The 26,651-nt window shown below is 58.4% G+C and carries 21 protein-coding genes; 11 read left to right on the top strand and 10 right to left on the bottom strand.

Features of this window, described 5'->3' with window-relative positions; genetic code table 11:
* The first annotated feature begins 17 nt into the window (after window positions 1–17).
* Complete coding sequence (locus ACW4DH_RS00535; protein WP_459634399.1) at window positions 18–2,216, top strand: putative bifunctional diguanylate cyclase/phosphodiesterase; 2,199 nt, start codon at window positions 18–20, stop codon at window positions 2,214–2,216.
* Window positions 2,217–2,316: 100 nt separating this feature from the next.
* Window positions 2,317–3,018 (top strand): RNA polymerase sigma factor FliA, encoded by a 702-nt coding sequence (locus tag ACW4DH_RS00530; protein WP_459634398.1) that lies wholly within the window; start codon window positions 2,317–2,319, stop codon window positions 3,016–3,018.
* A gap of 5 nt (window positions 3,019–3,023) precedes the next feature.
* Here ACW4DH_RS00530 and ACW4DH_RS00525 read toward each other — a convergent pair whose 3' ends face one another.
* The 4 genes from ACW4DH_RS00525 to ACW4DH_RS00510 form a co-directional block, all read right to left on the bottom strand.
* Window positions 3,024–4,352 carry a DEAD/DEAH box helicase gene (locus tag ACW4DH_RS00525; protein WP_459634397.1) on the bottom strand — a complete coding sequence of 443 codons (1,329 nt, stop codon included), beginning with the start codon at window positions 4,350–4,352 and terminating at the stop codon, window positions 3,024–3,026.
* A 224-nt stretch (window positions 4,353–4,576) separates the two neighbouring features.
* Complete coding sequence (locus ACW4DH_RS00520; protein ID WP_459634396.1) at window positions 4,577–5,239, bottom strand: PqiC family protein; 663 nt, start codon at window positions 5,237–5,239, stop codon at window positions 4,577–4,579.
* On the bottom strand, window positions 5,236–6,876 hold the full coding sequence (gene pqiB, locus ACW4DH_RS00515; protein ID WP_459634395.1) for an intermembrane transport protein PqiB: 1,641 nt from the start codon (window positions 6,874–6,876) through the stop codon (window positions 5,236–5,238). Before pqiB ends, ACW4DH_RS00520 begins: the two co-directional genes overlap by 4 nt.
* Window positions 6,869–8,176, bottom strand: coding sequence for a PqiA/YebS family transporter subunit (locus tag ACW4DH_RS00510; protein WP_459634394.1), 1,308 nt, complete (start codon window positions 8,174–8,176; stop codon window positions 6,869–6,871). The genes pqiB and ACW4DH_RS00510 overlap by 8 nt, the downstream gene beginning before the upstream one ends.
* Before the next feature lie 390 nt (window positions 8,177–8,566).
* Here ACW4DH_RS00510 and ACW4DH_RS00505 point away from each other — a divergent pair, with 390 nt between their 5' ends.
* The 4 genes from ACW4DH_RS00505 (at window position 8,567) to ACW4DH_RS00490 (ending at window position 13,883) form a co-directional block, all read left to right on the top strand.
* On the top strand, window positions 8,567–9,553 hold the full coding sequence (locus ACW4DH_RS00505) for a calcium/sodium antiporter (RefSeq protein WP_459634393.1): 987 nt from the start codon (window positions 8,567–8,569) through the stop codon (window positions 9,551–9,553).
* Window positions 9,554–9,942: 389 nt separating this feature from the next.
* Entirely contained in the window at window positions 9,943–11,340 is a 1,398-nt protein-coding gene (locus tag ACW4DH_RS00500) for a cytochrome ubiquinol oxidase subunit I (protein WP_459634392.1), read from the top strand.
* Between the two features lie 3 nt (window positions 11,341–11,343).
* Window positions 11,344–12,345, top strand: coding sequence for a cytochrome d ubiquinol oxidase subunit II (cydB, locus tag ACW4DH_RS00495; protein WP_459634391.1), 1,002 nt, complete (start codon window positions 11,344–11,346; stop codon window positions 12,343–12,345).
* Window positions 12,346–12,563: 218 nt separating this feature from the next.
* Window positions 12,564–13,883 (top strand): lipopolysaccharide biosynthesis protein, encoded by a 1,320-nt coding sequence (locus ACW4DH_RS00490; protein WP_459634390.1) that lies wholly within the window; start codon window positions 12,564–12,566, stop codon window positions 13,881–13,883.
* Window positions 13,884–14,009: 126 nt separating this feature from the next.
* Here ACW4DH_RS00490 and ACW4DH_RS00485 read toward each other — a convergent pair whose 3' ends face one another.
* The 5 genes from ACW4DH_RS00485 to ACW4DH_RS00465 form a co-directional block, all read right to left on the bottom strand.
* Window positions 14,010–14,822: an IclR family transcriptional regulator gene (locus ACW4DH_RS00485; protein WP_459634389.1), complete on the bottom strand. Its 813-nt coding sequence runs from the start codon at window positions 14,820–14,822 to the stop codon at window positions 14,010–14,012.
* A gap of 698 nt (window positions 14,823–15,520) precedes the next feature.
* A complete protein-coding gene (locus ACW4DH_RS00480; RefSeq protein WP_459634388.1) occupies window positions 15,521–16,525 on the bottom strand; it encodes an NAD(P)H-quinone oxidoreductase in 1,005 nt (334 codons plus the stop codon).
* Window positions 16,526–16,553: 28 nt separating this feature from the next.
* Window positions 16,554–18,059: a tripartite tricarboxylate transporter permease gene (locus tag ACW4DH_RS00475; protein ID WP_459634387.1), complete on the bottom strand. Its 1,506-nt coding sequence runs from the start codon at window positions 18,057–18,059 to the stop codon at window positions 16,554–16,556.
* 69 nt (window positions 18,060–18,128) lie between these two features.
* On the bottom strand, window positions 18,129–18,635 hold the full coding sequence (locus ACW4DH_RS00470; RefSeq protein ID WP_459634386.1) for a tripartite tricarboxylate transporter TctB family protein: 507 nt from the start codon (window positions 18,633–18,635) through the stop codon (window positions 18,129–18,131).
* Window positions 18,636–18,687: 52 nt separating this feature from the next.
* Window positions 18,688–19,677 (bottom strand): Bug family tripartite tricarboxylate transporter substrate binding protein, encoded by a 990-nt coding sequence (locus tag ACW4DH_RS00465; RefSeq protein ID WP_459634385.1) that lies wholly within the window; start codon window positions 19,675–19,677, stop codon window positions 18,688–18,690.
* 312 nt (window positions 19,678–19,989) lie between these two features.
* Between ACW4DH_RS00465 and ACW4DH_RS00460 the strand changes: the two genes are divergently transcribed.
* From ACW4DH_RS00460 to ACW4DH_RS00440, 5 genes are all read left to right on the top strand, one after another.
* The gene (locus ACW4DH_RS00460; RefSeq protein WP_459634384.1) at window positions 19,990–20,700 is read left to right on the top strand and encodes an SDR family NAD(P)-dependent oxidoreductase; all 711 of its coding nucleotides are present in this window, start codon (window positions 19,990–19,992) and stop codon (window positions 20,698–20,700) included.
* Between the two features lie 213 nt (window positions 20,701–20,913).
* Complete coding sequence (locus ACW4DH_RS00455) at window positions 20,914–21,903, top strand: NAD(P)H-dependent flavin oxidoreductase (protein WP_459634383.1); 990 nt, start codon at window positions 20,914–20,916, stop codon at window positions 21,901–21,903.
* A 215-nt stretch (window positions 21,904–22,118) separates the two neighbouring features.
* Window positions 22,119–23,159 carry a TRAP transporter substrate-binding protein DctP gene (gene dctP / locus ACW4DH_RS00450; RefSeq protein WP_459634382.1) on the top strand — a complete coding sequence of 347 codons (1,041 nt, stop codon included), beginning with the start codon at window positions 22,119–22,121 and terminating at the stop codon, window positions 23,157–23,159.
* A 39-nt stretch (window positions 23,160–23,198) separates the two neighbouring features.
* Window positions 23,199–23,828, top strand: coding sequence for a TRAP transporter small permease subunit (locus ACW4DH_RS00445; RefSeq protein ID WP_459634381.1), 630 nt, complete (start codon window positions 23,199–23,201; stop codon window positions 23,826–23,828).
* On the top strand, window positions 23,825–25,135 hold the full coding sequence (locus ACW4DH_RS00440) for a TRAP transporter large permease (protein WP_459634380.1): 1,311 nt from the start codon (window positions 23,825–23,827) through the stop codon (window positions 25,133–25,135). Before ACW4DH_RS00445 ends, ACW4DH_RS00440 begins: the two co-directional genes overlap by 4 nt.
* A 74-nt stretch (window positions 25,136–25,209) precedes the next feature.
* On the opposite strand, the gene ACW4DH_RS00435 is transcribed toward ACW4DH_RS00440, so the two are convergent.
* Window positions 25,210–26,625 (bottom strand): aldehyde dehydrogenase family protein, encoded by a 1,416-nt coding sequence (locus ACW4DH_RS00435; protein WP_459634379.1) that lies wholly within the window; start codon window positions 26,623–26,625, stop codon window positions 25,210–25,212.
* Window positions 26,626–26,651 lie beyond the last annotated feature (26 nt).

Raw genomic sequence — 26,651 nt, 5'->3', positions numbered from 1 at the left:
GGACTGTGGAACTTGCTATGGCGCTGCTGAATTCCAACAACGATCTGGCCCTTATCGAACGCCTGATAAATGGCGACACAGATGGGGGCGTTCGTGAGGTGGCTGCTCATTACACCTACGCTCGACAGGACAATGTGTTGCGAGCCCTGCTCGCAGGGCTGATTGACGCCCAGAACGGCTGCATCGAAATCGTCGATGAGCAGGGGCTGGTATGTTTCGTGGCACACCAGGGCCGCATGCAGTTGGGATACGTGGATAGCGAGACGGCGCTTGGCCGGCCTTGGGCGTACCGATGGCCCAAGGGGCAGCGTGCACAACTGCAGAAGCTGCTCGAGCAGGCGCTGGAGGGAACACGTCGGCAGCATATCGCCTGGCGACAGAACTGCCGGGGGGGATGCTGCGACTGGCAGCTCTGTTTCGTGCCATTGCACGTATCCGGTCGACGCTTCGTACTGATCGTGTCGCGGGACGTGAGTGAACAGCAGCGCCTGAACGCTGCGCTCGAGAGAAGCGAGGCGCGCTTGCATGAGCTGATCGACAAGGTGCCCAAAGTCTTTTGGGTGTACGATTTGCAAAAAGGGCGCTACGAATATATCAGTCCCTCCTTCGAGCGTATTCTGGGGGTGGGGCTCGATACGCTGAGTGATGATGCGCGCGCCTGGATGCGACATATCCATCCCGAGGATGTCTCCCAGGTCCAGAAAGTCGCCGACAGTTGTCATGAATGGATGCAGGATCCCGCACCTGTCGATCTGCAGTACCGTCTGCTAAATCCCGATGGAAATGTGGTTTGGGTTCATGACCTGCGCTATCCGGTCGTCGAAGCAGGACGGTTGGTGCGCATGGTGGGTGTACTGTCCGATATTACCGAGGAGCGGGAACGTCAGCAGCGTCTGCATTATCTCGCCAACCATGATCAACTGACGGGCCTTGCCAACCGTACACATTGTCAGGAGTGGCTGGGCAGAGCCTGCCGCAAACGCCAAGCTTTTCAGCTGTTGCTCGTAGGGCTCGACCGATTCAAGCAAATCAACGATAGCCTGGGGCCTCATCAGGGCGACGAATTGCTCAAGCAGGTTGCCGGGCGTATTCATGTCGCATTGAACTCGGCGGCACTGCTGGCGCGTCTGGGAGGGGACGAGTTTGCGGTGGTGCTGGAGGGTGAGCGCAGCCAGGAAGATCAGCGTGTCGTGGCGCATGGCATCTCGGTGGCGCTCAGTCAGCGCTTTACGCTCGGTCGCAATGCGGTGTTCATTACCGCCAGTATCGGCATCTCCAGCTACCCGCAGGATGGCGAAAACACCGATATCCTGATGCAGAACGCGGATGTCGCTCTGTCCAATGCCAAGTATCAAGGACGCAACACGATCCGTTTTTTCAAGTCGGGGGACGACGAAACGACACTCAGCCGGTTCTCGCTGGAAAGTGCATTGAACCGGGCCTGGGAGAACGAGGAATTCCAGCTGCATTACCAACCCAAGGTGGATGCTTGTACCTTCGAGCTGGTCGGTTTCGAGGCATTGTTACGCTGGCGTGGCCCCGACAATACTCCCATGTCCCCGGCCCAGTTCATTCCGGTGCTTGAGGATACCGGGCTGATAGTACCGGTGGGCTACTGGATTCTTGAGCGGGTCTGTCAGGACTTGCAGCGCATGAAGGCGAAAGGGCTCGTATCGCAAATCGCCGTGAATATTGCGGCCCGTCAGTTAATGGAATCCGATTTCGCCGATCAACTGCAGCGTATCATGCGCCATCACCATGTTTCGCCGGGAGAGATCTCCCTGGAGATTACCGAGAGCTCGCTGATGCAGGAGCCGGCTCGAGCCGCTGAACTGTTGACGCGTCTGAGAGCAGCCGGCGCTTCGGTGGCGCTTGACGATTTCGGCACCGGCTACTCCAGTCTCAGCTATCTCAAGCGCTTCCCCGTCGACACTCTCAAGATTGATCGCAGTTTCATCATGGACATGGTCGACGACGACGACGATCGCAATATCGTCGATGCCATCATCCGCATGGCCCATGCGCTGAACCTGATCGTCGTGGCCGAAGGGGTCGAAAGTACCGAGCAGCATCTACTGCTGCAGCAGTACGGGTGCGACCAGTTGCAGGGCTATCTTTTCGCCAAACCCATGCCGTTTGAAGAGATCATTGCCTGGCATACGATACATATTGATACAAAATGGAAAATAGGGGCTGGAAGTAACGGGTATTCGTGACTTGGGAGATGCGCCGTCGCGTCAATAATGCCAAGCGTGGGGTCATGGATCAGTGTCATGTGTCACTGAACTTGAGCTAACTCCGACCCGAGGCGAGGCGATGTATACGGCACAGGGCAAAATCAATCACTCTCAACTGCTTGAGCAACATCTACCCATGGTACGACGCCATGCGTTGGGGCTTCAGGTGCGTTTACCGGCGAGCGTCGACATTGAGGATCTTATTCAGGCTGGCATGGTTGGGCTGCTCGATGCGCTGGGGCGCTATGATACTGGACAGGGCGCCAGCTTCTCCACCTACGCCAGCCAACGTGTCCGCGGAGCGATGATTGATGAGCTGCGCAGCCGTGACTGGATACCCCGCAGCGTGCGGCGTAATGCGCGGGCGCTGGACCAGGCGGTTCGACGGCTTGAACAGCGTTTCGGCCGACCTGCCGAAGAGCGCGAGATTGCCGCGGAACTGGAAATGTCGTTAACGGATTATCAGCAATTGCTGATCGATGCCAACAACGGGCACTTGCTGGCTTTCGATGAAGTGGTCGAGGAGAGCGGCGAGCCGGCAGCCGGGGGGGAGGGGACACCATTATCCCCGTTGGAATCGCTGCTGCAGGGCGACCAGCGCGAACAGCTGATCAGCGCCATCGATGGCTTGCCGGAGCGTGAAAAGCTGCTGTTGGGCCTGTATTATCAGGAAGAGCTCAATCTCAAGGAGATCGGGGCCGTCCTCGGGGTCAGCGAATCGCGAGTCTGTCAGTTGCATAGCCAGGCCGTGGCGCGGCTGCGCTCACGGCTGGCGGCGTGAACGAATCAACCGTGGTTGTGACCGGTGCCTCGAGATTGGCGACGACGTGCCGGCTTTTCGGAAGCGCCCTGGCGTTGACCCTTGGCGGCAGAATTCCCACCACTTCTAGCACCATTGCCCTGGCGACGCTGACCGCCGCCACCCTCACGGCGTCCCCCCTGACCGCGTCGACCATTCTCGATGGGCTCGGGCTTGGCATTAGGGTCGGGTTCGAAGCCCGGCTCGACATGGCTGGGCAGCTTGCGCTTGATCAGCTTTTCGATATCCGAAAGTAGCTTGTCTTCATCGATACAGACCAGAGAGATCGCTCGGCCTTCGCTGCCCGCGCGTCCGGTACGGCCGATACGATGCACGTAATCCTCGGGTACGTTGGGCAGCTCGAAATTGACGACGTGCGGAAGTTCGCTGATATCCAGACCGCGCGCTGCGATATCCGTTGCCACCAGCACTTGCAAACTGCCGTCCTTGAACGCGCCGAGCGCTCGCGTACGTGCCGACTGGCTTTTGTTGCCATGGATGGCCATGGCCGGGATATCCTGCTTGGAAAGCTGTTCGGCGAGCCGGTTGGCGCCATGCTTGGTACGTGTAAAGACGAGCACTTGATACCAGCGATGCGTCTGGATCAGATGAGCGAGCAGCTCGCGCTTCTGGCCACGGTCGACCCGAAAAACGGCTTGATCGACGGTTTCGGCAGTGGTGTTGCGCCGCGCAACTTCGATAGTGCTCGGCGCGTTCAGCAGCCCGTTGGCCAGCGTCTGGATCTCCGCCGAGAACGTCGCTGAGAATAACAGGTTCTGACGTTTGGCCGGCAATAGGCCGAGAATGCGCCGAATATCTCGGATAAAGCCCATGTCGAGCATGCGGTCGGCTTCATCGAGTACCAGGATCTCGACCTGGGACAGGTCGACGTGGCGCTGCTGGTGCAGGTCGAGCAGGCGTCCCGGTGTGGCGATCAAGATATCGACCCCGGGCTTCATGGCGTCGATCTGCGGTTGGGCGCCCACGCCACCAAAGATGACCAGGGAGCGCAGAGGCAGGTGCTGCCCATAGGTTTTCACGCTATCGCCGACCTGGGCGGCAAGTTCGCGTGTCGGGGTCAGCACCAGGGCCCGGACCTGCCGCGAGCGGGGGCGGGCACCGCCACTCAAGCGTTGCAGCATCGGTAGCGTAAAACCTGCGGTCTTGCCGGTGCCGGTCTGCGCACTGGCCAGCAAATCACCGCCCTTGAGCACGACAGGAATCGCCTGCTGCTGTATGGGGGTAGGGGTGGAATAACCTTGTGTCTCGATAGCACGTAACAGCTCGGCGGATAGGCCAAGTTCGGAAAAGGACATGAAAACTCCGCAACGCACATCCGCCGGTCACCTATGAATAGGTGTCAGTCAAGGGCCGAGGCGTTTCAAAACAGGAATCAGGGCGGGAACAAAAACGCGCCTGGAATGGAAGCGGCGAGGTGACTGGTCGTAAGCCGCCCCGGCATGATGCCAGAGTTCTGTAACTTATGCATCTTTTGTCTAACCCCGCGCAGGCAAGTTTCGGCGATGCGAGGGTGATCGCACTACAGGGACGGCTGGTTGGCTATTTCATCTGCGAGTTGCTCGGCAACCGTCTGCCAGGCGCTCCCCAGGCTACGGACCAGCGCAGGATAGCCGTCCGCATCCAGGGCGCGCTCAATGTCGAAGTGCTGCAGCGAGAGCAACCGGCCGCTGGGATCGCGCAACTGCCATTGCCCGCTGACCACTGCCATACCGTCATGGCGTCCCTGAAAATTTTCCACGTCGAGCCTGACACTGAGCGACTGTTCCGCATCCGCCCCGCGATTTTCGCGCAGCACACGAACCTCGGGTAGTGCAAGACTCAAATGATGACGCAGACTCCTTTCGAGTTGACGGTTGAGATCTTCGGCCCATAAATGATTGCTGGCTTGGTGAATCTCGATATCGCTGAGTTGCATGACGATACCGTCACTGTCGAGATAAGGGGCAACGCGAATGGGCTCGAGAATCAGGGTGCGGGACGCTGGTGTCGAATATTGCACCCCCTGCCCGGCGGCGGGCAGGGTATAGCGTGACGCTGACGTCGAGGAACCGGCGCAGCCGCTCAGCATGACCGACAAAAGGACGACGCAGGTCATGGTGAGCCATGCGTGTCTTGGCCCGACAAGCGGCACTCGGCGTGTACCGACATCACGGTAGCGGGCATAGGAGATCGGCGCTGTCATCGCGGGGCCCTCGGTAGTGGATCTTCATTGCTGCGCTTGTCGAAGATCAAGGCGTTGGGTTGTTCACTCAAGGTGCGGGCCACCGGCTGTAGGTCACGTAGCAGAGTCTCGAGGCTGGATAGCGTGCCGACCAGCTCCTGATAGCCCTGGGAGTCGGAAGAAAAGCCCTGCAGCGTTCCACGCAACTCCTTGAGAGTATCGTTGATGCTGCTGGGCATATCGCGGAATGCCGGGTCGCTCAGCAGGGCATTGAGCGACGCCGCAGTGGCTTGCGCTTCCTCCAGCGTAGCCTGTGATGCCTGCAGCGTGCCGTTGAGCTCGTCCAGAACCGGTTCGACCTGCAGGTCGTTGAGTTTCTCGAGCAGTTCGGTGACCTGTTGCTGGATCTGGGCCAGGCCTGCCGAGGTGGTGGGGAAAACGCTCTTGCCTTCGAACGCAGTGGGAGTGTATTCAGGCGCCTCGGGTTGGAAGTTGAGGTCCACATACAACGCCTGGGTCAGCAGGTTGCCGGTCTTGAGCGAGGCGCGCAGACCGTGCTCGAACATGCGGCCGATCCGGGTACGCCATTGTTCGATGCTGTATTCCGTGTCGCTATCCTCGAGCCGCTGCGGCTCGAGGTGGATGAGTACCGGAATCGCAAAGCGTTGCAGCGAATCGGGCTGGGGCGCGGTGAAATGCCAGGGCACGCTGACTACGGTTCCCACACGCACGCCACGATATTCCACCGGAGCGCCACGGCTCAATCCGCGTACGCTGTCGTCGACCAGCAGCACGTATTCTATATAGCGATTGTAAGTCCCTTGGCGGGCGCTTTCTTCATCGTCGTAAAGCGTGAAGGTTTCGCCGGGCTCGACCGGGTGACCCATGGTGACATCCTCGGGCACACCAAAGGTGACGCCGCCGCTGAGTAGCGTTTCGAAGGATTCGACATTGACCCGAAAACCCTCGGAGTCCAGGCGCAGCCCGATACCCGATGCGGTCCAGAACCTCGTGGTATCGGTTACCAGTACGTCATAGGGCGACTGGATATAGAGTCGGTGACGCATTTCACGGGTTCCCGGGTCGAAGTCCGTGTCCTCGACACGTCCGACGGTATAGCCCTGGTAGGTTACCGGATCGCCGGTTCGCAGGGAGTTGCCCAACTGGCTGATCAGGTTGATGCGTAGCCCCTCGGCATCCTGCGGGGCGACCGGAGGATGTTCCAGCACATCGAAGTGGCGTTGGGACTCATCCCCATGGCCGGGCAACAGCTGAATGTAGGCGCCTGACAGCACGGTGCCCAAACCACTGATACCCTCCCGGTCGATGCGCGGCTTGACGACCCAGAAGCGTGTCTGATCGTTGAGCATCCGCTCGGTGCCCTGATTCATGTTTACGGTGACGATGGTATGCGTAAAGTTCTCTGAGAGCTCGACTGCCGTGACGCGGCCGACTTCGACATTGCGCGATTTGACCAGCGTTTTGCCGGCTTCGATGCCTTCGGCATTTTCCATGATCAACGTAATCACGGGGCCACGGCTGGCGTAGTTGTCATAGAGCATCCATAGCCCGATCAGCACAGCGACCAGTGGCACGATCCAGATCGGCGACAGACGATTCTGCCTTTGACGTATGGCACGGCGTGAAGTGTCATTCATCATGGACATCCTGGGTAGGTAACGAGTCGTGTGCCGAAACACGCGGCCCTGTATGGGACATGTGCAAGGGGGCGTCCCAGATGAGGCGCGGATCGAAGCTCATGGCGGCCAGCATGGTGATGACCACCACCGAGCCGAAGGCAAGGGCTGCAGGGCCCGGTGTAACTGACATCAAGGCGCCGGCATGGATCAGAGCAACGAGTATGGCTACGACGAAAACATCGATCATCGACCAGCGACCTATGAACTCGGTCAGCCGATAAAGACGTATCCGGGTCATGTGAGTCAGCGTGGGGGCACCGCGACGCGTGGCAATGCACAGCCAGGCCAGCGCCAATATCTTGCCTATCGGCACCACAACACTGGCGGTGAAGATGATCAGCGCGATTGGCCAGTCGCCCCCCTGCAGAAAGATCAACACTCCGCCGATGATGGTCGAAGGTGTGGCTTCTCCCAATGTGGTGGTGGTCATGATCGGGTAGAGGTTAGCCGGAATATACATGACTACCGCAGCGATCAGTAACGCCCAGGTGCGCTGCAACGTATATGGCTGCCGGGTGTGCAGGTGCTCGCCACAGCGCTGGCACGAGCCGTGGCAGCTTTCGCCGAGGCGATTGAGCAGGCCGCAGGTCGGGCAGCCGGTGAGGCGTTGCGGCGCTGCCGTTTCACCGGTTCGAGCACCCTCGGGTGCCAGGGGCTCGCTGGCCAGCGAGAACCACATCCAGTCTTCATCGAGGGAATGATTGGTCATCAAGAGCAGCAGGGCGAAAATGCAGTACGCCCAGAATGACGGGCCGAGCCCGATGTCGGCCATGCCGGCAACCTTGACCAGACTGACCAGAGCGCCAATGACGAAGACATCGGCCATCATCCAAGGCGTGAGGTGAGCCAGCGAACGTGCTATCTGGCGGCTACGTGGCAGCGGCCGGCGGCGCAATAGACCAATCTGTAGCCAGATCACCCCGAGTAAATAAAAAATGGGCAGAATTACCACGGTGAGCAGGACCACGATGGCTACGATGGGTTCGTGAAAGCCGATCAGCGACGTGGCGGTTTCGGTCAGTTCGATGCGGTTGTTGACGCCCTGCGCTTCAAAACTGACGAAAGGAAAGGATACGGCGAGTCCCAGTGCAATCAATGCCGCCATTGCCAGTGCCAGACTCCGCTCTGCAGGACGATGAAAGCGCCGGGCCAGGGTATGATGGCAGCGGGGGCAAGTAGCTTTCTCGCCGGTCCGCAGTGACGGGAGAGATGTCACCAGATCGCACTGCTGGCAGGCCCGCAAACGCCGGCGTGACACTGACGCACCGCGGGTTGCTGCACCTGATAAGCCCGATGGGGCGGATGAAGAAAGTGCGGTGTCTACCAAATTGTAACGTTCCTCGATGTGAAACCGGTTCCTTTACCTGTTTGCCGGTATCCCTCGTATGAGCCCAGCATTGAAAAGCTATGCTACCGGGGACTTATCCGATGAGCTCGTCATACATGCAAGAATGAAGGTTAGCAGTCTGACACCATCTATGGCGACTGTCTCCGTAAAATCCGGCTAGAATGCGCGCCATGTCAGAGTATTACGCCTTGCTCGGTTGCCTTTGCGGGCCGGACATCTATCTTCAGGGACGTGTCCTGATCCGGATTGCCTGACAGGGCGGAGCTGATTTTCACTCATGTACTGCGCAGGAGAAACACATTGTTGATCGCCTTGATTGCCATAGGGATTGGGCTGGCACTGCTGGTATGGAGCGCGGACCGTTTCGTCGATGGTGCCGCTGCTACTTCGCGCCATCTAGGGCTACCACCGTTGTTGATCGGCATGATTGTCATCGGTTTCGGCACATCGGCACCCGAACTGATGGTGTCGGTGCTGGCTGCAGCTCAGGGAAATCCTGGGCTCGCGCTGGGCAATGCCTATGGCTCTAACATCACCAATATTGGGTTGATACTCGGGATCGTTGCCCTGCTGGTGCCTTTGGGCGTGCACTCTCAGGTACTGAAAAAGGAGCTTCCCGTGCTGGCGGGCGTCACGCTGCTCTCTGCCTGGGTGCTGATGGATGGTACGGTGTCGCGTCTCAACGCAGGAGTATTGCTGGCTATTCTGGTGGCTTTTCTGGGCTACAGCATATGGCAGGCCCGACAGCAAAACGACGATCCCATCGCTGCCGAGACCCAGGCCGACCTCGACTCCCATCCCATGTCGCTCAAGCGTGGGGTGATCTGGACGGTGGTAGGGTTGCTGGTGTTGATAGCCAGTTCACGATTGCTGGTCTGGGGGGCGGTGAGCATCGCGGAAGGATTCGGCGTCAGCGATCTGATCATCGGTCTGACGGTAGTGGCCATTGGGACATCGTTACCGGAACTGGCCTCGTCGATCAGCGCGGTAAAGAAACGCGAACATGATATGGTCATTGGCAACGTAGTGGGCTCCAACCTGTTCAATACCCTGGCCGTTGTCGGCCTGGCCGGCGTGATTACCCCCATCGAGACCGGCAGCAGTGAAGTTCTCATGCGTGACTGGCCTGTCATGGCGGGACTGACGCTTGCCCTGATGTTCTTCGGCATTGGCTGGAAAGGCCGTCAGGGGCGTATCAACCGCTGGGAGGGGGCTGCATTGCTGGCCACGTTCATCGGTTATACCGCTTATCTGGTGATGACGGTCATTGCTGAGCGCGGCGTCTGAAATCCCGGCGTAATAGACTGGCGGAGGACTGGCGTCACGCTCTACGCTTAGAGGGCGCGGAACACCTCGTCTCGACGGCTTGTGAGACGGGTGTGTCAGTTCTTGATGTCCAAGTAGGAAGCGGGAAGCCTTCTTCTGGATTCTCCTGCGGCAACAAGACACACCCGAAGGGGAGTCTTGCTTCTTCAGCAGCAGGCCGAGAAACCGTACGATACTTATTGCCGCGGCATGGCATAGATGAATCTTAGAAGCGAGCATATGGGCGCCGACGATCTGGTGCAATCGCCTTAGATGTCACCGATAGGGGGCGAGCATGGCCTCGTGGGCGGAGATTCCTCTTGCCGCTGTGGCAGCGGCAAAAATATTCATGGGCTTGCAAGGAGTTATCCATGGAGCTTGATCCCCTATTGCTGTCGCGACTGCAGTTTGCGTTTGTCGTGTCATTTCATGCTATCTTTCCGGCTTTCTCGATCGGCATTGCATCGTTCGTCGCGCTTCTGCAAGGGCTATATGTCGCGACCCGTAACCAGGCCTGGGAGCGCCTCTCGATGCTCTGGACCAAGGTGTTTGCCGTGGTCTTCGGCATGGGGGTGGTGTCGGGTATCGTGATGGCCTTCCAGTTCGGCACCAACTGGAGCAATTTCTCCCAGGCTGCAGCCAACTTCTTCGGGCCCATGCTCAGTTACGAAGTGCTGACCGCCTTCTTCCTGGAAGCGGGTTTTCTCGGTGTGCTGCTCTTCGGCCGCGACCGCGTGTCGCCTGGTGTGCATCTATTCGCCGCGCTCATGGTCGCGCTTGGTACGCTGATCTCGTCTTTCTGGATTCTCGCCGGCAACAGTTGGATGCATACCCCGGCCGGGGTGGAACTGCGAGATGGTGTCTTCCATGTCACGTCCTGGATGGATGCCATCTTCAATCCCTCTTTCCCGTATCGTCTCATGCACATGGTCATGGCCTCCTTCCTGTGCGGCGCCTTTATCGTCGCGGGGGTCAGTGCCTGGTACTTGCTGCGTCGCCATGACGTCGAAGCCAACAAGAAGGCATTGTCGATGACCTTGTGGCTGTTGCTGTTCGCCGCCCCGGCTCAGGCGATAATCGGTGATTTCCATGGTCTCAACACCTTGGAGCATCAGCCGAGCAAGATCGCCGCCATCGAGGGGATCTGGGAGACAGAATCCTCGGTGCCGCTGCTGCTGGTCACGATTCCCGATCAGGACAATCAGACCAGCCGCTTCGAGATCGGTATTCCTTACTTGGCGAGCCTGATCCTGACCCACGACCCGCATGGTGAATTGCCAGGGCTCAACGAGATTCCGCGTGACGAACAGCCGCCTGTCTGGTTCACCTTCTACGGCTTCCGCATCATGGTGGCGCTGGGCGTGCTGATGATCGTGTTTGCCGTGGCGGGTCTGGTGCTGCGGCGCGGTGGGAAGATCTATACCAGCCGGTTCTTCCTGCAAGGATTGAGATTGATGAGCGTGGCGCCATTCATCGCACTGCTGGCAGGCTGGATTACCACCGAGACGGGGCGGGCACCTTGGGTAGTCTACGGTATGATGAGCCAGGCGGAGGGAGTCACGCCGTCGCTGACCGGTGGCATGGTGCTGTTTACTCTGCTCGGTTATGCCGCCGTCTACGCGGTGATCTTCTGGGCTGGAATCTATTATCTCACTCGGGTCATCCGTAAGGGTATGCAGGAGGGCGAGAGCCATGGCGCAGTGCCGACATCGGCATCGCTGCCTTCTCATGTATCTGCTGCTGGCAACACTGCATCTAGGAGGGGGTAACTCATGGACATGTCCGGTCTGCCGATGATCTGGGCGGTCATCATCGCCTTTAGCATCATCATGTATGTATTGCTGGATGGCTTCGTGCTGGGAATGGGGATCCTGTTTCCCTTTGCTCCCGATGAAGAGGCCCGTGATGTGGTGATGAACACCGGGGCCCCCATCTGGGATGGTAACGAGACCTGGCTGGTCCTGGCAGGTACCGCTCTACTGGGGGCCTTTCCGCTGGTGTACACGATCATTCTGCCTGCCTTGTACATCGGGGTTTTCCTGATGGTAGCAGCGCTGATTTTTCGAGGGGTGGCCTTCGAGGTGCGCTCCAAGGCCCAGCGTTCGCGCAAGTTATGGAACATCGCCTTTGCCGGTGGCTCTGCGGTGGCGGCTTTCGCCCAGGGGGCGGTGGTAGGCGCCTACATACTGGGCTTCAAGACGGAGAGTGGCACCTTCGCGGGTGGCCCCTTCGACTGGTTGACGCCTTTCACGATCATGACCGGCCTCGGGATGATGGCGGGCCTGGCGCTACTGGGCGCGACCTGGATCATCATGAAGACCGAAGGGCATGTGCAGGAGTGGGCCTACGGGCTGGTACCGAAGCTTCTCGGCGTAGTGCTGGTCGTGTTCGCCCTCGTCAGCTTATGGACTCCTTATATCGACTCCGGTGTCTGGGAGCGCTGGTTCAGCAACATTCACGTGATATGGGTTCTGCCGGCACTGGCGATACTCAGCGCAGCAGCGCTTTTCTGGTCAGTCAGGGCCCGGCGTGAGATATTACCGTTCATTTTCACGATGAGCATGTTCATCTTCACTTATCTGGGGCTGCTGGTCAGCCGTTGGCCCTATGTCGTTCCACCCGACTACACCTTGTGGGATGCCTCCTCTGCGCCGGAATCACAACTGTTTCTGCTGGTAGGAACGCTGTTCGTCATCCCCATCATTCTCGGATACCAGAGTTGGTCTTATTGGGTCTTCCGTGGAAAGGTGCGTGCCGATGAAGGTTACCACTGATACGACTCGAGATATCGCGGAATCCTGTAGTCACAACCGCCACGTTCTAGAGCGTGGCGGTTGTGTGTTAGCGTAGCGAGTTCTGCACCTGACCGAAGCGGCACCAAACCTGCAATCTTTATAAAGCAAAGGGACGTTTGCAAGCACGCATCGAGCGGCACTTGAACGGTCGCGGGCCTGCTTCATAATTTGCATAGCAATAATAAACGGTCAATATCATGCAGCAGTTGCTGGCCCGATTGGCAAGAAAGACGTTTGTTCGCAATGTGGCGACCGTGGCCTCGGGTGCCGCGCTTTCGCAGGTCATCACTCTAGGCTTGACGCCGGTCATTACGCGCCTCTACGACCCGAATGTCATCGGCATACTCGGTACGTTCATGACGGTGGTGGCAATCCTGGCGCCCTTGGCGTCGCTGACGTACCCGGTGGCCATCGTCCTGCCCAAGCACGACGGACAGGCCTTGGGGCTGGTCAGACTGGCTGCACTGATCGCTGTGGTTACTGCACTGGGTGCAAGCCTGATATTGCTGTTGTGGGGCCACGACATCGTTTCACTACTGGGGGCCGAAACGCTGTCGCCTTTCCTGGCGTTTTTGCCTCTCGCTATGCTGCTGATGGCAGGAGTCCAGATCGCCGAACAGTGGCTGATCAGGAAGAGCCACTACAAGGCGACGGCCAAGGCGTTGATTGCGAAGGCGCTGGTGCTGAACGGCAGCAAAGTCGGTGTGGGGCTGTTCGGCCCGACGGCACTTGCCCTGATCATCCTGACCGTACTCGGCACGGCGTTCCATGTCTTCATCCTCATGAAGTATGCCCTTCAGGGCAAGGTTTCGGCGGGAGAAGCGGCAGACGAAGAAGGCGAGAGTCGTTCGCTGAAGGATCTGGCCAGGCGTTACGTCGATTTCCCCATGTACAGGACGCCGCAGGTGTTTCTCAACGCCCTATCCCAGGGGTTGCCGGTACTGATGCTGGCCAGTCTGTTCGGGCCCGCTGCGGCGGGGTTCTACACCCTCGCCAGGCAAGCGCTGGGTGCGCCCGCGCAACTGCTGAGCAAGTCTATTGGAGACGTCTTCTATCCGCGCATCAGTGCGGCGGAGAAAAATGGCGAGAATCTGGCGAAACTGCTTATCCAAGCGACTGTGGCGCTGCTGGCTCTGGGCGTCGTGCCTTTCGGGGTGGTCATGCTGGCTGGCCCCTGGCTTTTCGGCCTGGTATTCGGCGATGAGTGGAGCATGGCTGGCGAATATGCCCGCTGGCTAAGCGTGTGGCTCTTTTTCGGCCTGGTGAATCGGCCGGCCGTGAGTTCGCTTCCGGTGCTTAAGCTCCAGGGCGTTTTTCTTGTTTACGAAATGGTCAGCATGGTGATCCGCTTTGGGGCATTGAGCGTAGGGTTTTATTTCATGAAAGATGATATCGCTGCCGTCGCCTTGTTTGCACTTTCGGGAGCGATACTGAACGTCGCATTGATCGCCTTCACGATTTTATATTCGAGGCGCGTCGACAGCACGACCTTCAGTGATCAAGAAACGGCTTGCTAAGTTCTGCCTGAAAAAGTCATGAGCGTATCAAGACTCGGGAAGAGTGCGTGTGGCGTCGCCAGAGTTCGACTGGGCGGGCGAAGCGAGCCAACCTGGGCTCGCTTTCAGGCGTGGTAAGTCGTGTTCCTACATGCGGGAAACGGGGTTCAGCGAAGCCTTGACTTCGCTCACCAGGTCACGCAACCGGGGGCCGAGATTTTCAGTCAGGACCCGGTGGCTCAGGCGCAGTGACGAACCGCCACAATTGATTGCCATGACTTCGGCACCATCTTCGAGCACGAGCGGTACCGCGACACCACTGACTTCGCGTTCCCAGTCACCCTCGGAAGTGCAGAATCCGTACTTGGCAAAGCTCTTCATGGCCTCCTGAATGCCCTGTTCAACGGCAGGCCAGTTGTCGGGGTCGCGTTTGCGTAAGTCGCGTAGTACCTGCTCCCGTCGTGTCTCGGTAATTCCGCATAGCCAAGCGCGTCCCACTGCGCTTGTCACCATGGGAATGCGCGACCCGGTTTCGAGCCGCATCACCAAGGGGCCACTACCCTGGCAGACCTCGATGTAAGTCATGGCTAGGCGATCCTCATTGCACAAGGCCACCATGCAATCCGTCGCGTCAGCGAGTCGTTGCATATGCGGTCTGGCCAGATCGCGTATGCCCATGCTGGCCAAGTATCGATAGCCAAGAGCCAGCACCCCGGCGCCCAGCCGATACTTCTCCAGACGTTCGTTATGCTGAAGATAGCCCAGCTGTGTCAATGTATAAGTGAGGCGTGACACTGTCGGCCGAGGAATACCGGTGCGGCTGGAAAGCTCGGCGTTACCCAGATATTCTTCGCCGGCACCAAAAGCTCGAAGTAGTTCCAGGCCTCGCGAGAGGGCGGTGACGAAATTGCGATCCTTGGCGTTTGCAGCTTGGTCGTCTATGCTCAATGACTTGTTCATGTATACCCCATGGATCCTAAAATCGTCGGTTCGCGTTATGTACAAACCGCCACTCAATGTTTTTGTTCAAGCGTCGTTACCTGCCTTTCGAGCCATTCTATAATGCTGAGAGCTACGTTCGGCTGCGCGAAACGCAATGTCTGACACCGTCATGTTGCCATTTTCGAAGCGTTGACCTCCAGAGCGAGAATGCCAGACGGCTCTGTTGACATGGCCAGGGTCGGTGTTGATGTGTTCCAGTTCATCGGTGATCAACCCCAAAATCAAGACATATACTACCTATGATCACTGCCACTAGTGCTTCAATGCCATCAAGCTCATGTTTTGTCAATCTAATTCTGCTATGCGAATTGACGTTTTATTAATCGATAATTTTGACATTATCGAGGCGAGATACCTCCGTCTTGCCTGAAAGGGCGAACGAAGCCAGGTAAGTGAGGGGTAGGAGGGACGGAGACAGAGGATCACCCGATAGAATCGCCCAGCCATTCCGTTTAACGCTTAAGTGCAAGATGCAGGGGGTTCCTGGACGATCTGAAGCAGGTCCAGTCTGCAGAGCGATAGCGCAAGGTAGGGAAAAGAAATCCCTGTGGCGGCTATTGAGTGTGACGCGAATGAAATGAATAGCAGAGGATCTTAATGAATTTAGAAGAAGCCCGTGGATGATCGACGGGCTTTAATAAAAATAAAAGTAGTGCTTACCACGTTAATATTATTTTTCCGATATGTTCGCTGGACTCCATACGGCTGTGCGCTTCTCGCGCTTGAGGAGCAGGTAACACGCGATCGATAATGGGCCTGATCTTTCCGGCGCTTAATAATGGCCACACGTGGGCGTGCAGTTTTTCTGCAATAGCTGCCTTGAAGGCGACGGGCCGCGGGCGTAACGTTGAGCCGGTAAGCGTGACACGCCGGCGCAGGATGTCGCCCAGAGGGATGTCCGCATTGGCGCCCCCTAACAGCGCAATCAGCACGATACGGCCGTCGTCGGCGACGCATTCCAGCTCGCGAGCCACATAAGAGCCGCCCACCATGTCCAGAATCACATCCGCGCCCCGTCCGGTCGAGGCCTTGACGATATCGACAAAATCCTCATCACGGTAATGGATAGCGCGCTCTGCGCCGAGATCCTCGCATACCTGACACTTTTGCGCGCTACCGGCGGTGGCCAGGACCCGATAGCCGAGAGCTGAAGCCAACTGAATCGCCGTCGTGCCGATACCGCTACTGCCGCCCTGGACCAGCAGAGTCTCATGTTTACCATGCGGACCCTGGCCTAGCCCGCCACGATCAAACACATTGCTCCATACGGTAAAGAACGTTTCGGGCAGTGCTGCTGCTTCGATATCGTTGAGCCCTTCCGGCACCGGCAGGCATTGGCCTAGCGGGGCGGCACACAATTCAGCGTAACCGCCGCCTTGCAGCAGGGCGCAGACACGGTCTCCCACCTTCAAGCCCCAACGGTTGTCGGGGTGGGAGAGGTCGCCTTCGACAATCTCGCCGGCCACTTCCAGCCCGGGAATATCCGAGATTCCCGGCGGGACAGGATAATTGCCCAGGCGTTGAAAGACATCGGGGCGGTTGATCCCCGACGCCGCTACCCGGATCAGTATCTCTCCCGAGCCGGGACGAGGGACCGGGCGCTGCGCCAGCCTTAGTACCTCGGGGCCGCCGCCGTATCGAGTAATTTCAATGGCTTTCATGCATGCATCCTGCCGGTGAATAGACGCTTCAGGTATGTTCGGCGAGCCGCTTCTGTCTGGCCTGCTCACGGCTTTCCTTCCAGTAACGGCGCACCGCAAAGCCCAGAGAGACAAAGGTCAATGCGATGAAGAACCAAGTAATCGGACCGCGGAAGAAGAAGGTCGGGTCGCCACTGCCGATCAATAGGGTGCGGCGCAGATTGTCCTCAAACATCGGCCCCAGAATGAAGCCGATAAGAAACGGTGCAGTCGCGAAGCCGGTACGATTGAAGATGAACCCGACCAGCCCGAACAGCAACATCAGGCCGATATCGAAGGTATTGTTATTGACGGCATAGGAGCCGTAAACGCAGAACATCAATACGATAGGCAGCAATATCGATTTGGGAATGTCGGCGATCAGCGAAAAATAACGGATAGCGACATTGCCTACCACCAGCAGGACTGCCGAGCTCAGCAAGATACCGCAGAACAGCGCATAGATCAGCGGCAGGTTCTCCTGGAACAGTACCGGGCCCGGTGTCAAGCCATGGATCATGAAGGCGCCCAGAATGATGGCGGTGATGACGTCTCCGGGAATTCCCAAAGAAAGCAGGGGAATCAGCGTGGCCCCGGCAACGCCATTGTTGCCGGCTTCCGAGGCGGCAACACCTTCGATCTCTCCCTTGCCGAAGTTGGCGCTGCGCGGCGAACGGCGCTTGGCGTCGCCATAGGAGATGAATGCCGCTGCTGTGGCGCCTGTTCCCGGAATGGCGCCGATGATGACGCCGATCAGGCTGCCGCGCACGATAGTGGTCATGCAGCGCTTAAGTTCCTTGAATGACAGGCCGCTGCCGGTCACGGCGGAGCGAATATGCGGTTGGGCTTTCTTGACATAAAAATCAATGACCTCGGGAATAGCGAAGAGGCCGATCAGCAAAGGCACAAAGGAGATGCTGTCCATCAGATTGTAGTTATTGAATGTCAGCCGCTGAGTCCCGTAGACCATGTCCAGGCCAATGGTCGAGACGATGATGCCCAGGCTGGCGGCGATTAGACCCTTGAGAACCGATTCGCCGGCGATGGATACGATAATGGTCAGCGAGAAGCAGATCAGCCAGAAAAACTCCGGTGGCCCGAAGTTAAGCGCAATCTTGGCAAGGTAGGCGGCAAAGAAGATCAATGCGATGTTGGAAATGACATCGGCAATGCAGGAGGAGTAGAGAGCGGTCTTGAGCGCCTTCTTGGCGTGGCCCTGTTGTGCCAGCGGATAGCCGTCGAGCAGTGTGCAGGCAGAGGCGGGCGACCCGGGAGTGCGAATCAGGATGGCGGTAATCGAGCCGCCATACATGCCGCCCTTATAGATGCCAACCAACAGCAGGATCGCAGTAATCGGCTCAAGTGCAAAGGTGAACGGCAGCGCCAAAGCCACGGCCATGGTAGCAGTCAATCCGGGAATCGCGCCCACCACCACGCCAATGACAACCCCCACTGCGATGGCAATGAAGTTGTTTACGCTCAGGAACAGCTCGAGTACCTCATGAAAATTATCCATAACAAAACTTCCTGAGTAGAGAGCTATAACCCGTGAAGAGGAGATAGAGGTTATGCGGTGTTAACAGGCTCATTCCCAGACCTGCCCGACAGGCAGCGGCACATTGAGCAGATGAACGAACAGCAACGTGACGGCAACCGGTAGAACGATACCGAGTAGATAGATCCACGGCTGACGGATAGGATGCGCGGCAAAAAGAATCAGCGTCGCCACGATACCGGCGGCCATGGCGCCGAGAAGTTCGAAGCAGAGCATGTACACGGCCAACGCTACGGCCAGCAACAACCAGCGCTGGGCGGGAGCCCGCTCCTGCTCGATGCCGCTGGCAAGTGGCGGGGCCAGACAGCCTTCGATGAACAGCAGTACCGACAAGACCAGGACGATCCAGCCTGCCACGGCGGGGAGCCAGCGGGGCGACAGCATGGGGTTGTTGAGGCGTGGCGGCTCGTTGATGTATTGCGGAACCAGATAAAAGATGAAAACGATCGAGATGAAAAACAGCAGGGCGCCCAGCAGGGTGTTGAGATTCACCCATGTGAGCCGGGCCCTGGCCGTACCGGGGTTGGACGTAGGCATGCAAAAACTCCACCACTAGAAGAGCAGGGGGGAGTTCCCCCCTGCGGCTCGCTCAGTTGCTGATTTCTGCCTGCTCGGCAACTTCGCTCCAGCGCTCGAGATCGGTCTTGACGTAAGCGCGGAAATCCTCGCCGGCTTCATCGGCTGCGGTAGCCCCCAGTTGAGGCAGGAAGGATTGGAAGCTTTCACTTGCGATGATCTTGTCCAGCGCTTGTTGAAGGCGGTTTACGGCAACGTCGGGCATGGACTTGTTGGCAATCAGGCCAAACCAGGCATTGGTGGTGAAATTTTTCAGATCTTCGTCGGCGCCCGTTTCACTTAAGGTCGGCACGTCAGGTAGATACTTGGACCGTTCGGCCGAGGTTACCGCTAGGGCTTTGAGCTTGCCGGCCTTGATGTGGGGCAGCACGGTCGGCATGTTTTCGAACGACACATCGACATCGCCGCTGAGCAGTGCCGGCAGGGCTTCGCCGCTGCCCCGGAAAGGCACGTGCACCATTTGGGTATCGGTGAGTGTCTTGAACAGTTCGCCGGACATGTGAATCGAGCTGCCGACACCGCTGGAGCTGAAGGACATTTCCTGCTCCTTGGCGGCGTTGATGAATTCCTCCACGCTGTCATAGGGACTGTTTGCCGGCACCACCATGACATTGGGGATTTCGATGACGTTGCGGATAAAGCGGAAGTCTTCGATGGGGTCATAGGGCAGGTTGGGGTAAATGGCCGGACCAATAGTGTGACCCGGAGAGGCCATGAGGATGGTGTGATCCGCATCGCGCCCGCCCCGGGCCAGCTGCCCGGTAGCGATGGTCGAGCCGGCGCCTGGGCGGTTTTCGACCACGACGGTGCCCAGCTCCTTTTGCAGCAGGTCCGCCACCTTGCGTGACAGAATGTCTGTCGTGCCGCCTGCAGAATAGGGCACTACGAGGCGGATCGTGTCGGTAGGCCATTCATCGGCGGCCTGGCTGGGCGAAGCGAGAGGTAGGGTGGTAGCTACACCTAGTGCTACGACGCTGGCTAAGCGTGTCAGAACTCTTTTCATTATAAAGCACCGTCTGTTTGGGTCTTTGCCGGAAAAAGTTCACTTTCCGAATTTATGTTCGTGATAGCGTGCTTAATTTAAAGGGGACCGAGAAGGCAATTCAAGCGTCATTCGGTTTGAGGTAAGTTTAAAATTTTGGCAATAAGACTTTGGTTTATTTGCGGCGGTGGGCTACATGAACGTTATGGGGTAGGCTCTGCAACGTTAAATTAAAAATGAAACGCGCAACATGAGTACTGGCAGGGTTCAGTACAGGGCGTGGTTGAACTTTAGTTTAATGTCGCCATTATTTTATTAGGGGAGTCTTATGCCATGTCCAGGCCTTGCGTAATTGTGACCGGGGGCGCCCGCAATATTGGCCAAGCCATTGCGCTGCGGCTGCAGGAGGATGGATACCGAGTCATCGTGTTAGACATTCTGGCACCCGAAGCGGACTCGCTGAGTGAGTTTCACCTACTGGATCTACGCGATGCCGAGAAGACTCGCGAACGGGTCTCGCAACTGGCCCGTGAGCACCGGGTGACCAGGCTGGTCAACAATGTCGGTCTGGTACGTCCGGCGCTGCTGGAAGAGGCGACGCTAGACGATTTCTCGACACTTATGGAGCTGAACGTGCGCAGCGCGTTGGTGTGTACCCAGGCTGTCGTTCCCGTCATGCGTGAACAGGGCTTCGGACGTATCGTCACAAATACCAGCCGGGTTGTGCTGGGCAAGGAGGCGCGCAGTATCTATAGCGCGACCAAAGGCGCTCTTCAGGCCATGTCCCACACTTGGGCACTAGAATTGGCGGCTGACGGCATCACGGTCAATTGCGTGGCGCCGGGCCCCATCGCGACCACTGCCTTCTGGCAGAACAACCCGCCTGACTCCGAACGCGCTCGCCGAATCATCGACAATATCCCACTGAAACGCATGGGGCAGCCCGAGGATGTGGCTCAGGCGGTAAGCTTTTTCTGTGATGAGCGCAGTGGCTTCATTACCGGCCAGACGCTCTTTGTCTGTGGCGGCGTCACGGTGGGCTGATCTTTCACGGGACGATTGACCCGCGATAAGCGCTGTGTTTTAAATGCGAAACAGCATTTCGTTTATCGATGCTTTTAAGTGCCCCCATGGCTGAATCAGCGGGCGAGCTTTGATCAGCCAGCCGCTGTCGGCCATGACAAGATGGTGTTCTGAATCCCCTTTCTGTTAAGTCAGTGCTGAACGGCACTGGCACATGACCCAAGGAATGTAGCGATGGCGACTCCTGGCTGGCGCGAAACTCGGTTGTCCCATTTGTTGGGAACTCGGTTGCCGATCATGGCGACTGGATTGCAGTGGTTATCCAATGCGGACTACGTTGCGGCGGCGGTCAACGGTGGCATGATGGGGTTCATCACGGCCGCCAGTTTTGCCGATACTCATGCGCTGCGAGACGAAATTCAGCGCTGCCGGGAGTTGGTTGATGGGCAAGCCTTCGGCGTCAACGTCTCCATGCTGCCCAAGCTTCTGCCAGGAGATCGTACCGATGAGGTCATGAGCCTCATCCAGGATGAGCGCATCGCCATGGTCGAAACATCGGGACGTGATCCGTCTCCCTATGTGGCGTCGCTAAAGGCCAGTGGCTGCAAGATCATTCACAAGGTGCCTCAGCTTCGTCACGCGCTCAAGGCCGAGGCGGCAGGTGTCGATGCCGTCACTCTGGTCGGCGCCGAGTGTGGCGGGCATCCCGGCGAGTCCCCTGTCGGGACCCTGGTGCAGGGAATCCTTGCCGCCCGTGCGCTGCGCATTCCCTTTGCGCTGGGTGGCGGAATCGCCTCGGGAGAACAGATCATAGCCTTGCTGGCCTTGGGCGCCGATGGTGTGGCGATCGGCACGCATTTTCTCACCGCAGCAGAAATCCCCGCTCATGATGCCTATAAGCAACGGCTGATCGATGCTCAGGCGGGGGACACTACGCTGATCATGTCTTCGGTGCGCAACACGATGCGCGTGTTACGCAATGCCACGACCGAGACGGTACAGGCGCTGGAGCGAGAAGGGGTTAACGATATCCAGCAGTTGCTTCCCCATGTACGCGGTACGCTGGGCAAGGCGGCCTATGCCAGCGGTGACTGGCAGCAGGGAGCGCTCTCAGTCGGTCAGGGGGTGAGCCTGGCGGCTCGGATAGCGCCATTGGCCGATATCGTCGCCGAACTCGAAGAGGGCGCCGAGCTGGCCTTACGGCGAGTATGTCCTGCCGGTTAGCCTTAATGGGTTTTTAAATTAGAATTTAAATTAACGCTTATATAGAAAATCTAAATGCATTGCGCTTGATAAAGCGTACTTTCGACCAAAATCGATATTGAATTCAGTGTTCCGTATGGTAATTTCAGATCACCATGCAATCGCTAGTTTTGCATAGCGAAATAAACTATGTCCACGACTCGACAGTGACAATAACTACAGCTAGAGGATGCTCTATGAAATTCACTCCCCTATTCAAGAAGCTTCTGGTGCCCGCTAGTGCCGTAGCCTTGACGGCCGCCGGTCTGTTGCCGCAACTGGCGAGCGCGCAAGACGTTGCCCGGTGGCGTGTGCAGTCTCATTGGCCGAGTGCCAGCAGTTCCTACCAGGATAGTCTGGTGCGCCTGAAGAACGTGATCGAGGAGCGCACCGATGGCCGTGTGCAGCTGCAGCTGTTCGAAGCGGGCGCCTTGTTCAAGGCCCAGGAAACCTTCAATGCCGTCAGCCGCGGCATTCTCCAGATGGGCACCATTTCTCCCGGTTACGCTCAAGACAAGATGACACTGGCCGGGATCGCGTCAGGGTTGCCATTCGCGTTCCATAACGTCTGGGAAGCCGCTTACTTCCACAAGAACCTGGGCTTCGAGAAGATGCTTCAGGATGAGGCTGCGCAGTACGGAGTCTATTGGGCCACGGACAAGGTCTATCCCACCGAGATGGTCGTCAAGAATCCCATCAATAACTGGGAAGATTTCACGCAGCTCAAGATCCGCTCTTCCGGTGCGCTGCAGAAGTTTCTGGACGATGCCGGCGCCTCCACTACCTACCTGCCGGGCAGTGAGCTTTATCCGGCCTTGGATACTGGCGTCGTCGATGGCGCGCATTGGGGTGCCGCCCAAGGTGCCGCCAGCATGAGCTTGTACGAAGTGGCCAAATACCACGTCAAGCCGGCTCTGAACATTGCCGGGACCGATGTCATCATCGTCAGTCAGAAGGCGCTCGACAAGCTCTCCGAGAAGGACCAGGAAATCGTCAAGCAGGCACTGGACGAGCAGTTCTGGTACCGCACCAACGAATACCAGTATCAGGAACGTGTCGCGCTCTCCAAGGCCATGCAAGAACAGGGCGTACAGGTCAACACATTGCCTGACGACGTTCAGCAACGCTTGACCGAAGTCGCCCAGAAGTCGTGGGACGAAGAGGGTAAGCGTAGCGAGAAGGCCGCCGAAGCCCTGGATAAACTGAAGACCTTCCTGGGAGAGCTCGGCTACCTCTGATTCGAAACGGGCTCGCGGGTCCCGTCGGCTGGAAGACCTATGGGAATGCGCCATGCATTCGCTGGGAAAGGCCTGACGCGGACCCGTTTTTTTATTCATTCCAATCCTGTTACGGGGCTAGCGATGCGCCTGATTCATGCGTACGTCAATGGAATAACCCGGCTGAATGTTTTTCTTGGCCGGTGGGTCGCGTACCTGATATTCGTTATTTTTCTGCTGTTGATCTTCGAAGTTTTCATGCGGTACGTGTTTTCGGCGCCGACCTCCTGGACCAATGAACTGGGTCAGATGCTGTTCGGTCTGTACATCGTGATGTCCGGTGGTTACGTCATGGCCCACCGGGGTCATGTGAACGTCGATCTGCTTTACAGCGCCTTTTCCCGTCGGACTCAGGCCTGGGTCGATATCTTCACTTCGTCCATGTTCTTTTTGTTCACGCTCGCGCTGCTGTATTTCGGCAGTTCCATGGCATGGGAATCCGTTCAGAGCATGGAAACCTCCTATTCCGCCTGGAATCCGCCTATCTGGCCAATCAAGCTGGCCATTCCTGTCGGCACCCTGCTTTTGCTGTTGCAGGGTATCGCCAAGTTACTGGAAGACGTCCTTGTCGCGCTTAACCTGCAATCTGTTACCGATGCGCCGAAATCCTCTCCGGAGGAGATGCAATGAGCATTGAGATCACCACGCTGCTGTTCTTCCTGTCGCTGATATTCTTTCTGGTCCTGGGGTTGCCGCTGGCCTTCGTGCTGGGCGGGGTCTCCGTGCTCTTCCTGTACTTTACCTGGGGGGTGGACTCCTTCTATATGGTGGCGTCGCAGATGTGGGGCACCATGGAGAGCTTCACTCTGGTGGCGATTCCGTTGTTTGTGTTCATGGCGATGCTTCTCGAGCGAACCGGTGTGGCCCGCGATCTCTACCGCATGATGCACCTCTGGTGTGGGGGAGTGCGTGGTGGGCTGGCGGTGGGCACCTTGGGCATCTGTGCCGTGTTCGGTGCCATGGTCGGCATCAGCGGTGCCGCCGTCGTGGCGATGGGGACCATCGCGCTGCCCGCGATGCTTGAGCGTGGCTACGACAAGCGCATGGTGCTCGGCTGTATCAATACCGGTGGGGGCTGGGGCATCCTGATTCCCCCCAGCATCATGATGATTCTCTACGCCATGATCAGTGGCGTCTCGGTAGGCAAGATGTTCGCCGCAGGCGTCCTGCCGGGCATCCTCCTGGTCACCTTGACGGTGACCTATGTACTGGTGCGCAGTTACCTTCAGCCGCACATGGCGCCGGCATTGCCGCCGGAGGAGCGGGGCAGCTGGGGCGACAAGCTGCGTGCGGTACGCGCAGTGCTGCTGCCGATCGGTATCGTGGTCATGGTGCTGGGATCGATCATCGGCGGCATCACCACGCCGACCGAGGCAGCCGCTATGGGCGTGTTGGGCGCGCTGATCTCGGCGGCCGTATACCGTAAGCTCAACTGGGACATCCTTCAGGAAGCGGCGATTCGCACCTTCAAGCTGACCGGCATGATTGCCTGGATCCTGTTTGCCGCCCACGCCTTCAGCGCAGCCTACCAGGGCATGGGCGCACAGATGCTGATCGAAGATCTGATGATGGGACTGCCGGGCGGGCGCTGGGGCATCATCATCACCATGATCGTCATCGTGTTCTTCATGGGTATGCTGCTCGACCCGGTAGGAATCATGCTGATCACCCTGCCGGTGTTCCTGCCGATCGTCAATTCGTTGGGTTTCGATCCGATCTGGTTCGGCATCCTGTTCGTGATCAACATGGAGATCGGCTACATGACGCCGCCTTTCGGCTTCAATCTCTTCTACTTGAAGGGGATTGTGCCGCCGAGTATCACCATGCGCGACATCTACTGGTCGGTGATTCCGTTCGTGATCGTCAATCTCATCGGGATGGGGATCATCATGGTCTTCCCCGAAATCGCCACCTACCTGCCGGATACGCTTTTCTAACGGCACTGTTCCAACAGCCTCATGGGAACACAAAAAACCGGAGCCATTGGCTCCGGTTTTTTCATGCCGGTAGGTCAAAGCTGCAGGGCGCGCACCTCGAGAAACTCCTCGAGTCCCCACTTGCCGAATTCGCGGCCAATGCCGGAGTGGCCGAAGCCGCCGAACGGGGCCAGTGGATTGAAGGCGCCACCGTTGACGAAGACCTGGCCGGTGCGCAAGCGGCCGGCGAGGCTCTTGGCGCGCTCCTGATCACCCGACCAGACGGCGCCGGAGAGACCATAGAGCGTGCCGTTGGCGATCTCGATGGCCTGCTCTTCGCTCTCGTAGGGAATGATGCACAGCACGGGCCCGAAGATCTCCTCCTGGGCGATGCGCGACTGCGGGTCGACATTGCCGAACACCGTGGCCCTGACGAAAAAGCCTGCCTCGCAACCCTCGGGAGCTTCGGTGCCGCCGCACACCAGCGTGGCACCTTCCTCGATGCCGAGGCGGATGTAGTCCAGCACCCGCTCGCGTTGTACCGCCGAGGCCAGCGGACCCAGGCGGGTACTTTCGTCCAGCGGATTGCCGGGCGTCATCCTGGCCACGGCCTCGCGGGCCAGCTCGCAGGCCTCGTCATGTCTGTTCGCCGGCACCAGCAGGCGCGTCAGCGCGGTGCAGGTCTGCCCCGAGTTGAGCAGGCAGTTGTTGATCGTGCCCTTGACGGCAGCCTTAAGGTCGGCATCCGGCAACACTACCGAGGCCGACTTGCCACCCATTTCCAGCGCGATGCGCTTGAAGTCCTCGGCCGCCGCATGGGCAATGGTCTGCCCGGTGCGGGTGGAGCCGGTGAAGGAAACCATCTTCACCTTGGGGTGATGGATCAGCACGTCACCGACTTCATGGCCATAGCCCGACACCACGTTGAACACGCCCGCCGGCAGGTCCGTGGCGTCGAGCATCTCGGCCAGCAGAAAGGCGCTCAACGGTGCGACTTCACTGGGCTTGAGCACCACGGTGCAGCCGGCGGCGAGCGCCGGCACGACCTTGAGGATCACCTGGTGCAGCGGATAATTCCACGGTGTCACGCAGCCGACCACCCCTACCGGCGCATACTGGATTTCCGAGTTGCCCACGGTTTCGGTGAACGGGAAATCCGGCAGCATCTTGAGATAGCTCTTGGTGATCACGGCCGGCAGCCCGGCCTGGATCTGGCGGGCCAGCTTCAGCGGCATGCCGACCTCACGACAGATCGCCTCGGCGATCTCGTCGCCACGGGCTTCCAACTGTTCGTGAAGCTGGCGCAACACGTCGAGACGCTGATCGAGCGAGCTTTGCGACCACTGCGCAAAAGCCTTGTCGGCGCTGGCGATGGCACGTTCCATCGCCTCGCGGCTGCCGGCGGGAATCGCGGCCAGCGCCTGTCCCGTAGCCGCCTCGTGAACCTCGATCATGTCGCCGGTCCAATCTTCCCAGCGGCCGTCGATATACAGCTTGTCGATACGTTTCATCTTTCGTCCTCGTTATCCGCGAACCG

The sequence above is a fragment of the Halomonas sp. WWR20 genome (genome assembly GCF_054602495.1).
This window is presented reverse-complemented; position numbering and strand designations above follow the sequence as displayed.